Source organism: Caloramator sp. (assembly GCF_020054765.1).
In the GTDB taxonomy this organism is placed as follows: Bacteria; Bacillota; Clostridia; order Clostridiales; family Caloramatoraceae; genus Thermobrachium; species Thermobrachium proteoclasticum.
This window is the reverse complement of sequence record NZ_JAIHAO010000052.1, coordinates 1-12,552: the sequence shown is the minus strand read 5'-3', so window position 1 is coordinate 12,552 and position 12,552 is coordinate 1. Positions and strand designations below refer to the sequence as shown.

Sequence of the window (12,552 nt, the reverse complement as noted above, 5' to 3'; positions counted from 1 at the left end):
TGCTTTTCGACTTTGAAAAAGTCCGTAATTCGGCACAGGACGTGCCGAGCCGAGCGGCCATCAGGACGATGGCATCGCGAGGGTAGGACTTTTTCAAACTAAGAAAAGCTTAGAATTGCTTAGCGAAATGAACGAATGGCCAAGAAATCCTTCATGGGGCTAATCAATATATAACTTTTTCAACAGCCTGACACACCTTTATTGGTGTGTCTCTATTACAATCCTATCCCCATCCTTTATCTTATCTGTAAAGGATGCATCCCTATCATTTAAAAGTAACCTTACCGCCTTTGCACTGTTGATATCTATATCTACATAATTAAATATATCAACAAATATGTATCCTTCCTGCCTATTTTGTAATTTGATTGGCTCTCCATTTACAACTACATAAATAAAATCCTCTTCTTTTACCTCATTGAATTTTAATTCTATAATTTCAACTTCATCTCCATCAGAAAGCTTATAATCTAAACCCATCTCTACTCCATTTACCTTTGCCATCTGGCCTTCCTTTAATACATCCTTAAGTAAAACTTCTGCATCCCTACCATCTACTGCAAAATTAACAACAATTTCATCACCATCTTCAATACAATCTAATAACGTCGTAACTTGTCCATTTTTAAATATCATAGATGGCTTTGCTGCTTCACCTAAAAATCTTCTCTCCTGTCCATTTATTTTTATGTTAATCCCTTTTCCTGACTTTGCAAAAAGGTTTTGAGGTTTTATTCCTGCAATATGAAGTGCATTAGAAACCCTCTGTTTTCCTGAGTTATAGAGCTTTACTTCTTTACCATTAACCTTTACAGAAATAAAACTTCCTGGTGAGTTTATTGAATTTATTGCAATACCGATGGGTGTTACACAATCAGGGCCATTCAACTTATTGCCACTATATATTACATTTTTTATAGCATCTATTCCTCTTACAGCAACTCTATCCTTTGGAATACCTAATCTTGATGAAATAAATTCAGGCAGCTTCACTATCTGACTTCCCCCGCCTACCAAAAACACTGCATTGGGGTATTTACCATTTAATTCTATTATCTTTTGACATATGAGTTCTGCAAGCTTCTCAACAGTTGGCTCTATTACCTTTTTAATCTCACTTAATTTAACTGTCTTTGTGTTTAAAAGTATATCGGTATATTTATATGTTTTTTTATTGGTGTTTAGAGAAAGCTTTATTTCTTCTGCTGTATTAAAATCTACCACAAGATGATGGCATATCGCCTCCGTTATCTCATCTCCTGCAAAGGGAACCATTCCATAGGCAACAACAGTTCCATCCTTTGTTATTGCAATATCTGATGTACCAGCCCCTATATCTATTAGTGCAAGATTAAGAAGTCTGTACTCTTTTGGGATTACCGCATTCATTGCTGCAATTGGCTCAAGAGTCATCGTTTCAACCTCAAGACCAATGTTTTTTATTACTGAATAGAGGCTATCCACCACAGACTGCGGCAGAAAGGTTGCAAGAAGTTCTACCGATGCTTTTTTGCCCTTATGTCCCTCAAGGGCTGTCATTAGATAATCATTTAAAAAGTAGTTAATTACACTATAACCTACACAGTAAAATTTTTCATCCAAATCCTCTGTATTAATTTGTGAATATGCCTTTGAAAGTGCCTCCAATTCGAGGGTGTTTATAAAATCCCTATCTATAACTTGTCCATCCTTTAGAGGAAGTTCTGCTATAACCTTTATAGTCTTTAATATCCTTCCTGCTGCAGCTATTGAAACCCTTTCAAACTTTGTACATAATCTTTCTTCAAGCCTTGTTTTTACCTCATATGCTACTTCAGATACTGCCTGTATATCGTGTACTTGTCCGTCCATCATTGCTCTTTTTTTATGTTCTATAATTTCTTCATCCACCACTTTTATTTTGTCTCCATCTATTACAAACGCAACACCTATAACTGTTCTTGTACCTATATCTAATGCAAACTTTATATTCTCCACATAACCACCTCTTAACTCTTAGTAGGTTCTATTTATAAATTATGGATAATTTCACATTTCACCTGGGTGGCACTTTTTAAGGGGATGTTATTTTCATCTGCAATTCTTTTTAAATCCTCAAACTCAGGTTTTACATTAACAATCTTGTCCTTATATCTTGCAATTTTTACTTTCACATCACCGTATCTTGTTTCTACAGTTTTTGTTTCTCTCTCTAATTCTACCCTGTCTATTTTTATTTTTCTTACTCCAATTGTAGTTGATTCTGTAAAAATTATATCTAATATCTTTTCCTCCATAGTTTTTGATACAATTACATTTAAAGTTATCGCTGGTCTATTTTTTTTCATATAGATAGGAGTATAGTATACATCCCTTGCTCCAGCTTCAAATAGTTTATCCATTAGGTATCCATACATCTCACCTGTCATATCATCAATATTGGCTTGAATTAAAAAAAGCTCGTCTTGATTATCCTCCGACAGTATTACCCTTAGTACATTTGGTTTTTCTGTATCTCTTTTTCCTGCTCCATATCCAACATTTTTTATAACAAGAGGGCAGTCCATTTTAAATTCATCTGCAACAGCTTTGATTATTGCCGCACCTGTTGGTGTTGTGAGTTCAAATTCCCTTTCATCTGAATATACAGGTATTCCCTTTAGTATTTCTGCTGTTGCAGGTGCAGGAACAGGTAGTGTTCCGTGTTCACATTCTACAAATCCTCTTCCTGTGTTAATGTAGGAGGATATAACCTTGTCTATTTTTAGATAGTCAAGGCATATAGAAAAGGCCACAATATCTATAATAGAATCTGTTGCACCAACTTCGTGAAAATGTACATCGTATAGATTTTCTCCGTGAACCTTTGCCTCTGCCTCACCTACTATTTTAAATATTTTCTTAGAAAGTTCCTTAACAGATTTATTTAAATCGCTTTTGTCTATAATTCCCTCTATGTCAAATAAGTTTCTTGCGTGATGCCTATGTTCTGTTAAAAGGACATCAAAATAGGTTGCGTCAATTCCTGCTTTTTTAACCCTTTTTATCTCTATTTTATACTCCTCGTCTATATTTAATTTCTTTAGTTCGTTTAATAAATATTCCTTAGAAACTCCAAGGTCTAAAAGTGAAGCAACCGCCATATCTCCACTAATTCCTGAAAAACAATCAAAATAAAGTATTCTCAAAATCACTCAACTCCCTTTGCTACTCTTTTGTTTATAGTAGATGCTATATACCCTGCACCAAATCCATTATCAATGTTTACAACAGAAACCCCTGCTGCACAGGAATTTAGCATAGTTAAAAGTGCTGAAAGCCCATTGAAATTTGCACCGTATCCTACACTAGTTGGAACAGCAATAACAGGAACATCAACAAGCCCTGCAACAACTGATGCAAGAGCCCCCTCCATTCCTGCAACTGCAATTACTACATTTGCCCTTCTTATTCTATCTAAATTATTAAATAGCCTATGAATCCCTGCCACTCCAACGTCATATATCCTATCTACATTATTCCCAAAAGTCTCTAAGGTAATTGCAGCCTCCTCTGCAACCTTAATATCTGCTGTTCCTCCTGTTACAACTGCAACAAGACCTACTTTTTTTGTTTCCTTTGGATTTATAACACAAACCCTTGCAACTTCACTATAAATAAGATTATCTGTTATTTCACATATTGCATTGTAAGCCTCTTTACTTACCCTTGTTGCAAGTATATTTTTATCCTGCTTTAGCATATCTTCAACAATTCTTTTTAGATGTTCAAGCTCCTTACCTTCACAGTATATAACTTCAGGATATCCAACTCTTATCCCTCTGTGATAATCAAGCTTTGCAAAATCTAAGTCTTTATATGGAAGATTAATCAACCTTTTTAAAGCTTCGTCTAAATTTACATTTCCATTTTTATATCCTTCAAGTAGTGAAATAATATCCTCCTTATTCATTACTTACCTCCCCATCATAGCTTCCTCTTTTATATCCTGATAAATCAAGGGTTACAAAACTAAACCCTATTTCTTTAAAGTATGTATTAATTTCATTAATCAACTGAATATCTAATATTTTATCCATATCCTTTGCATCAATTTCTATTCTTGCCAAGTTATTATGACATCTAACTCTTACCTGTTTAAATCCCTTTTTAATTAGATATTTTTCTCCCTTATCTATCATAATCAATTTATCCCTTGTAATCATATCTCCATAAGGTATTCTTGTTGCAAGACAGGCATAGGGTGGCTTGTTGTAGGTTTTTAGCCCCATAATCCTTGATAGTTCTCTAATTTCATCCTTTGTCAATTCTGCCTCTAAAAGTGGACTTCTTACCTTTAGCTCCTCAAGTGCCTTTTTGCCCGGCCTATATTCAAATAAATCATCATAGTTTGTGCCATCACAAACATAATTTATTCCCATATCATTTGCATAACTACACAAACTTGAAAATATGTGTTTTTTGCATATATAACATCTATCCTGTGGGTTATTTTTAAACTCTTCTACTTCATTTAAAGGATCAACCTTTATATTTACATACTCTACACCTAATTTATCGACAAATTCTGCTGCCTCTTTTAGTTCCCACGATGGATAAATATAGGAAATTGCTGTTGCTGCAACCACTCTATCTTCTAAGACATCCTTTGCCACCTTTAGCAAAAATGTGCTATCTACACCTCCTGAAAAGGCTACCATAACACTTCCCATTTCATTTAATATTCTCTTTAACTTTTCTAATTTATTCTGCAATATCATATCTCCACCCCATCAAAATATTCTAATTAAATTATACTATAAAACATAAATATATTCATCTATATATATACAACTTAAATTTACCATAAAAATTATTTCATTTGTTTATTTTTGTGTAACAATTTAAAACACTTTTAAATTTAGAACTATTTATATATGTATTGAAATTTGTCGAATTCTGTATTAAATTATAACTTGTTGTTTTAATAAAACAAGAAAGGAGATACTTATGGAAAAGTTAATGAGTTTAATCGGGGTCATTGTTCTTCTTGGAACTGCATTCTTGCTTTCCGAAAACAAGAAAAAAGTAAACTGGATTTTAGTTGCTAAGGGTCTTACTATCCAAATAGTATTTGCACTTATAGTTTTAAAGTGGCCAACTGGTCAAAAAATATTTGATGTTTTAAGTAGAGGTGTTACAAAACTTCTTGGTTTCACAAGCTCAGGTACATCCTTCTTATTTGGAAGCTTAATTGATTCAAACCAATTTGGTGTGATATTTGCACTGCAAATACTTCCAACAATAATATTCTTCTCAGCCCTAATGAGCGTACTTTATTACCTTGGAGTAATGCAGGCTGTTGTATCATTCCTTGCAAAGATAATGCTAAAGCTTCTTGGAACATCCGGTGCTGAATCACTTTCAAATACTGCAAATATATTCCTTGGACAAACAGAAGCTCCACTTCTAATTAAGCCATACGTAAATGATATGACTCGTTCAGAACTTCTTACAATAATGGTTGGTGGAATGGCAACAGTTGCAGGTGGAGTTATGGCAGGATATATTGCAATGGGAATTGATGCAGGGCACCTAATAGCAGCAAGCCTTATGGCTGCACCAGCCAGCCTTATGATTTCAAAGATAATGCTTCCTGAAACAGAAGAGCCAAAGACAAAAGGAAAAGTTGATATGACCTTTGAAAAGATGGATGCTAATGTAATTGACGCGGCTGCACGTGGTGCTGCTGAAGGTCTTCAACTTAGTTTAAATGTTGGTGCTATGCTACTTGCATTTATAGCTTTAGTTTCATTAATAAATTATATAATTGCTAAGTTTGGATTACTTATAGGTATGAGCAATCTAAGCCTTGAATGGATAATGGGAAGAGTGTTTGCACCATTTACTTTCATAATAGGTGTACCATTTAAGGATATAATACAAGCTGGAAGCTTACTTGGACAAAAGATAGTTATAAACGAATTCTTTGCCTTTGCAAATCTTGCTGAACTTGTAAAAACAGGTGCATTAGATAAGAGAACTATAACACTTTTAACATATGCACTTTGTGGTTTTGCAAACATAAGCTCAATTGCAATACAAATAGGTGGAATTGGTGGTCTTGCACCAAATAGACGTTCAGATATTGCAAAACTTGGAGTTAGGGCTCTAATTGGTGGAACACTTGTTGGACTTTTAAATGCAGCAATAGCAGGAATATTACTATAAAAAGGATTGCCCAAGGGCAATCCTTTTTTACTCGGTTTGATAAATATTCAAAGTTAGCATTAAAAGTTATGTTTTCTTACAATATTAATTTATCCATTCTCACACATTAAAGGTAAACTATTAAAAATAACTGAAACTGCCTCTTCTTCTAAAGAAGCTCGCACTTTATTACAGGCATTCTAATCAAATACCCTCCCTTAGCTTTGACAAGGAGCCATTAAATAAGGGATTGCTTTATGGCAATCCCTATATTTATTAATACATATCTGGCATTCCGCCTGGCATTGCTGGAGCCTTTTCTTTTTCTGGAAGTTCAGCAACCACAGCTTCTGTTGTTAGGAATGTTGAAGCAACTGATGCAGCGTTTTGAAGTGCTGATCTTGTAACCTTAGTTGGGTCAACTATTCCGTTTTCAATCATATTGATATATCTTTCGTGTAGAGCATCAAATCCTACACCCTTATCTGATGCCTTAACTCTTTCTACTACAACTGCACCATCAAATCCAGCATTTTCAGCTATTTGTCTAACTGGTTCTTCAAGTGCTCTCTTAACTATGTTTACACCAACCTTAACGTCTTGTTCTGTTTCCTTTTCAGCAAGTTCTGCAACTGCTGGAATTACGTTGATGTATGCTGTACCACCACCTGGCACTATGCCTTCTTCTACAGCAGCCTTTGTAGCATTTAGAGCGTCTTCTATTCTTAGTTTCTTTTCCTTAAGTTCTGTTTCAGTAGCAGCACCAACCTTGATTACTGCAACTCCACCTGCAAGCTTAGCAAGTCTTTCTTGTAGTTTTTCTCTATCGAAGTCTGAAGTAGTTTCTTCTATTTGAGCTCTTATTTGAGCAACTCTTGCCTTAATTTCTTCCTTATCTCCTCTACCATTTACGATAGTAGTGTTTTCCTTTGTAATCTTAACTCTTTCAGCACGTCCAAGCATTGTGATGTCTGCTTCCTTTAGGTCTCTTCCAAGTTCTTCTGAAATTACTTGACCACCTGTTAGGATAGCAATGTCTTGTAGCATTTCCTTTCTTCTGTCTCCAAAGCCTGGAGCCTTAACAGCAACACAAGTAAATGTTCCTCTTAGCTTGTTAACAACAAGTGTTGCAAGTGCTTCACCTTCAACGTCTTCAGCTATGATAAGTAGCTTTCTTCCTTGTTGAACGATTTGTTCAAGAACTGGAAGAATGTCTTGGATATTTGATATCTTCTTGTCTGTTATTAATATGAATGGGTCATCTAAAACAGCTTCCATCTTTTCAGCATCAGTTACCATATATGGGCTGATGTATCCTCTATCAAATTGCATTCCTTCAACAACTTCAAGTTCTGTTCCCATTGTCTTTGATTCTTCTACTGTGATAACCCCTTCGTTACCTACCTTTTCCATAGCATCAGCTATAAGTTGACCTATTTCTTCGTCAGCAGCTGATATTGATGCAACTCTTGCTATATCTTCCTTACCGTTAACTTGCTTTGATATCTTCTTTATTTCATCAACAGCAACGTCAACAGCCTTCTTAATACCAGTTCTAACTAGCATTGGATTTGCACCAGCTGTAACGTTCTTTAATCCTTCTCTTATTATAGCTTGTGCAAGTAGTGTTGCAGTTGTAGTACCATCACCTGCAACATCATTTGTCTTAGTTGCAACTTCCTTAACAAGTTGAGCACCCATATTTTCATATGGATCTTCTAATTCTATTTCTCTTGCTATTGATACACCATCGTTAGTTATAAGTGGTGCACCAAACTTCTTATCAAGTACAACGTTTCTTCCCTTTGGTCCAAGTGTTATTTTAACAGTGTTAGCAAGCTTATCAACACCTCTTTGCATTGCACGTCTTGCTTCTTCACCGAACATTATTTCCTTTGCCATATTTCTCTACCCCCTTTAAAATTATTCTACTATTGCAAGGATATCATCTTGTCTTAGGATTGTGTACTCAACACCATCAATCTTAACTTCATTTCCTGCATATTTTGAGAATATTACCTTATCTCCAACCTTTACTTCCATCTTTACTTCTTTTCCGTCAACATATCCCCCTGGTCCTACTGCAATAACTTCTGCCATTTGTGGCTTTTCCTTTGCTGAACCTGGTAGAACAATTCCGCTCTTAGTTGTCTCTTCAGCTTCAATCTTTTTAATAACTACTCTGTCACCAAGTGGTCTAAGATTCATTCTAACCCCTCCTTAGACTATATTTTTATGTAAATTTTTTATTATCTTTGTTTGTTAGCACTCACTATGTTCGAGTGCTAATCACACTTATAATATTAAATATTTTTTATTTTATAATCAACTCTGTAAATATTAGCTAAATCTTTATGTATTCCATATTATCGTAATTTTAGTTTAATTATCTACTTATTTCACTTGAATTTGCATTTTTTCTTTTTATTTTAATATTATCCAATTCATACACACCTAATATTATTGCCAAGTATTATAAAGTTATGCATTTATAACTCATATATTTACAACTGATTTTAATAAAAAAGTCCCTTAAAGTTTTTAGGCCATGTCTTTAATATAAGTTAAAAACCTAAAAACTCCTTATGGGACTAATCTTGTTTATGTATTTCATCACTTTATAATCTGAATCTTTCTAACTCCTGGCAGGTTCTTAATGATGTCAATTAATTCATCTGGATTTTGGTTTAGAGCTATTGTGTCTATGGACATTGAAACCATTGCAAAATCCTCTTGAGGTATGCTTTGGTTTATAGTAAGTATGTTACCATTTGCCTTTGCAACAACATCTAATATTTTTGAAAGAACACCTGATATATGATCAAGTATCATTGCAAGTGTAAGTATTTGAGTTTTGTTTTCGTAAAACTCAAATATGCTGTCCTTATACTTATAGTAGGTACTTCTACTTATTCCTACTTCTTTAACTGCATCATTTACTCTGTTGTACTTTCCTTGATTTAAAAGCTTTTTTACCTCCATAACTTTAATAAATACTTCAGGTAAAACTCCTGCCTCTACTACATAGTACTTCTTATTTTGCATTGTCCCCCTCCTTAAAACGCATCCTTACCTTTAAATTCTCTTGCATAATAAAATAAATACTGCTGCGCAAAGCCAGCATAAAATTTAAATTTATCCCTTCCAAATTGACGTATTTTATTTAAACTAACATCTGGTGCAAGATAAAAGTGCTGCATAACTCTTTTAACCCATACATCAACTGGAAAGGCATCATACTTTTGCATAGAAAAAAGCAAAATACAATCTGCAACCTTTGGCCCTATTCCCTTAAGATTAGTAAGCTCTCTAAAGGCTTCATCAGTATCAAGTTCCTTTATGATATTTAAATCAACTTCTCCCTTATATATCTTTGAAACAGTATCTACTATATAAGGTGCTCTAAAACCAACCCCACACTCCTCCAATTCTTTTATGTTTGCTCTTTTTAAACTATCTGGGGTTGGAAAAGAATAATATATTTTGCCCTCAAATTCAATTTCTTTTCCATATCTTCTTGATATGTTTTCAACTGCTCTTTTAATCATTGGTATTCTGTTGTTGGCTGATATTATAAAGGATACAACTATTTCAAACATATCCTGATTTAAAATTCTAATACCCTCTCCATACTTAATTGCTTCTTTAAGTATCTCATCTCTTGAGAGCTCGCTTTTAATGTATCCATAGTCTCTTTTTAAATCAAAATAATATTCCCATAATTTTTTATCTTCTATTCTTCCACCCTTTATATATATATCTTTACCCCTTTGAAAAATCCTTACTGCCCTGCCATAGGCTACTCCAACATAGCTTCCATCCTCTTGTTCATTCCACCTAAAACACTGACCACAATCAAATATATGTTTGATATTAAAGTCTTGTGTATCTTTTATAACTATTCCTTCATCGTATTCTTCAAATTTGTACATAATAAAAAACACCTACCTAAGCTTCAAATCCTTATATATAAATCTTATATTTATAATATTTATTCCTGTTATATGTTCAAATTCTTCCTTTATCTTTTTTATTACAGTTTCCGCAAGCTTATTGAGAGTACACAGTCCCTTTACAGTTACATATATTGCAACTTCAATTCCTTCTTCCCTATTATCTAACTTAATAGTGTCAACCTTTAAGGCATCTGTTTCCCTTTCAACTATATAGGAAATTATATTTTTTATAACTGTTTCCGATACTGTAAACTTACCAAGATAGCTAAAGGTTGGCCTTACTATAGTTTTTTCTACATTTTGCTTCTTATTATCCCTAACTATTATGTTTTTTATAGAATCTATAAAATAACCCGAAAAACTCCTTTTAATCTCAAATACAGGGACAGGTATTACGTGCTTTCCTTCCTTTAGCCTCTGCCTTCTTGCAGTTTCAATCTCCTCTTTAGTTGAAATATCTTCTATATTTATAACTTCATATTTATTAGGTAAATTTAGTGCTTCAGTTATATGCTCAACCATATTTAAAGATGTTGCAAGAATCAAAATTCTATCTATATTAAGTTCATTTAATTTTTCCTTTACTTGTCTTCTATGTTCATCCTCATAAAATATGGCCCTTTTGACTGCGGCCATTTTTGTTTTTTCTTTTTTTGCAGACACTCCTGCAACAACTCTTCCTTTATATATCAATAACCCATCATCAATAATACAATCTATATTATATAAGCTTGCAACCTGCATTGCTCTATAGCTCTTTCCTGTTCCACTTTTCCCAATAAGGCATATTATTTCCATACCATCACCTTTTTTATTATTTCTTTTATTATATACGATATATTTTGTTTAAGAAAGATTCAAATTCAAGAATTTTTACAAATTAAAGAAGCTAAAGCATTATCGCTTCAGCTTCTCCTTTACCACATCCCATATATCGTCGGTTTCAAAATTTAATTGCCAAGCCGACATTCCCTTCAAATCATATTTATTTATAAGATCAAGTCTATACCCCATTGATTTTGCATTTTCAAGCCAAACAAGATGCCTATTGCCATCCTTATCAAAATATTCTCCAACATCCTGTTTTGCATTGTTATCAAAGTAGATATTACCACCATATTGTTTTATAATATATTCCGCCTGCTGCATCTTTAAAACATTTGAATCAAATGCTTGATTAGTGTTTTGTGCCACTTTAAAATCTCTTAAATAAAATGGCACTCCAAGAATAAGCTTGTCCTTTGGAACTTCAAGGGCAAGTATTTCATTTATTCCCTGTTCAACCCAAGGAAGTGAACCAACAGAACCTGCGACTAGTGAACCTTTATAATGTTCATCATAAGCCATAAACATCATATAATCGACTATATCAGATAGTGCCTTTCTATCATAGAATCTTGACCATTTATCTGATGTTGATGGCTTTGTTACATCAACAGAAACCTTAATTAGAGGATTTTTAGCCTTTAGTCTATTTGTAAGTTCCCTTGTAAACGTGATAAGTCCCTCTTTGTTTTTTAGCCCAAGTCCCTCAAAATCTATGTTTATGCCATCTAAATTATATTTTTCTGCATAACCTACAACTTGATTTATAACCCTATCCATAACGCTTTTATTGGTAAACATCGCATAGGCTCTATCTGCATCAAACTCTGCAAGCAGTGCCCAAACTTCATATCCATTTCTGTGGGCTATTTTTACATATTCAGAATCTGCCTTATCTAAAACATTTATACTGTTTAAATTAGATGCAGAACCTATAATATCAAACCAGGTAGGGGATACTACATCAAGCCCTATACTTGCTGAATTTTTAGTAATATATTTGCTTTCTGAATATGATGATTTATAGTACCTTTCATTTACAGATTTACTATGAACATAATGCCAAGCAAGCGTTATTTTTTCCTTTGGCGTGTAATTTATAATCTGTGCATTTTGTGCTAAAATATACCCCTCTATAGCACCTTGCCTTATCTTATAATATGTGCCCCTATCTTCAAGAATTTTATATGTCTTTCCCTTAACTGCATATCTTTCATCCTGCACTCCATCTATGCCTTTTAAAATAGGAGTATCTTCCTTTATAACAATGTACTTACCTTCATTAGGTCCTTTAGTCAAATTTAAAAGTTTTTTAGTATACCCACTATGGATATATCCTCTGCTTGTTTTAAAATAATTTCCTGATTGTCCTATTACATCTACTACTTGCCCCTTTTTATAGTACCCTACAACCCTATACTTTGTTGAAGGCCCACTTCTTATATTTAGTTTTCTTGCTGTTACCTCTACTTTAAAAGATGTAAAAATTTTTCCTCTATTTATGTTGTTTTTTGATGTTGTCTGTACTCTCCTTGTATATCCACTATGGATATACCCTCTATTAGTCTTATAAAAGCTTCCTGATTGTCCTATTACATCTACT

General features: G+C 33.7%; 11 protein-coding genes. 1 reads left to right on the top strand and 10 read right to left on the bottom strand.

Features of this window, described 5'->3' with window-relative positions:
* Positions 1-198 precede the first annotated feature (198 nt).
* Genes JG776_RS11375 through larE form a run of 4 tightly spaced genes read right to left on the bottom strand, consistent with a single transcriptional unit; the run spans position 199 to position 4,739 of the window.
* Positions 199-1,977: a cell division FtsA domain-containing protein gene (locus JG776_RS11375; RefSeq protein WP_291967613.1), complete on the bottom strand. Its 1,779-nt coding sequence runs from the start codon at positions 1,975-1,977 to the stop codon at positions 199-201.
* A 32-nt stretch (positions 1,978-2,009) separates the two neighbouring features.
* Entirely contained in the window at positions 2,010-3,167 is a 1,158-nt protein-coding gene (gene larC, locus JG776_RS11370) for a nickel pincer cofactor biosynthesis protein LarC (protein WP_291967611.1), read from the bottom strand.
* A 2-nt stretch (positions 3,168-3,169) separates the two neighbouring features.
* Complete coding sequence (larB, locus tag JG776_RS11365) at positions 3,170-3,931, bottom strand: nickel pincer cofactor biosynthesis protein LarB (RefSeq protein ID WP_291967609.1); 762 nt, start codon at positions 3,929-3,931, stop codon at positions 3,170-3,172.
* Positions 3,924-4,739 (bottom strand): ATP-dependent sacrificial sulfur transferase LarE, encoded by an 816-nt coding sequence (larE, locus tag JG776_RS11360; RefSeq protein WP_291967606.1) that lies wholly within the window; start codon positions 4,737-4,739, stop codon positions 3,924-3,926. The genes larB and larE overlap by 8 nt, the downstream gene beginning before the upstream one ends.
* 229 nt (positions 4,740-4,968) lie before the next feature.
* On the opposite strand from larE, the gene JG776_RS11355 reads away from it, so the two are divergent.
* Positions 4,969-6,189: a NupC/NupG family nucleoside CNT transporter gene (locus JG776_RS11355; protein WP_291967604.1), complete on the top strand. Its 1,221-nt coding sequence runs from the start codon at positions 4,969-4,971 to the stop codon at positions 6,187-6,189.
* Between the two features lie 255 nt (positions 6,190-6,444).
* Here JG776_RS11355 and groL read toward each other — a convergent pair whose 3' ends face one another.
* The 6 genes from groL to JG776_RS11325 form a co-directional block, all read right to left on the bottom strand.
* Complete coding sequence (gene groL / locus JG776_RS11350) at positions 6,445-8,070, bottom strand: chaperonin GroEL (RefSeq protein ID WP_291967602.1); 1,626 nt, start codon at positions 8,068-8,070, stop codon at positions 6,445-6,447.
* A gap of 21 nt (positions 8,071-8,091) precedes the next feature.
* The gene (groES, locus tag JG776_RS11345) at positions 8,092-8,376 is read right to left on the bottom strand and encodes a co-chaperone GroES (protein WP_027309325.1); all 285 of its coding nucleotides are present in this window, start codon (positions 8,374-8,376) and stop codon (positions 8,092-8,094) included.
* 405 nt (positions 8,377-8,781) lie between these two features.
* Entirely contained in the window at positions 8,782-9,213 is a 432-nt protein-coding gene (locus JG776_RS11340; RefSeq protein WP_027309326.1) for an ACT domain-containing protein, read from the bottom strand.
* Positions 9,214-9,224: 11 nt separating this feature from the next.
* A complete protein-coding gene (locus tag JG776_RS11335; protein ID WP_291967599.1) occupies positions 9,225-10,100 on the bottom strand; it encodes a DNA-3-methyladenine glycosylase in 876 nt (291 codons plus the stop codon).
* A 12-nt stretch (positions 10,101-10,112) separates the two neighbouring features.
* Entirely contained in the window at positions 10,113-10,922 is an 810-nt protein-coding gene (locus JG776_RS11330) for a hypothetical protein (RefSeq protein ID WP_291967598.1), read from the bottom strand.
* 99 nt (positions 10,923-11,021) lie between these two features.
* On the bottom strand, positions 11,022-12,552 hold a 1,531-nt coding region (locus tag JG776_RS11325; protein ID WP_291967596.1), incomplete at its 5' end, for a glycosyl hydrolase family 18 protein.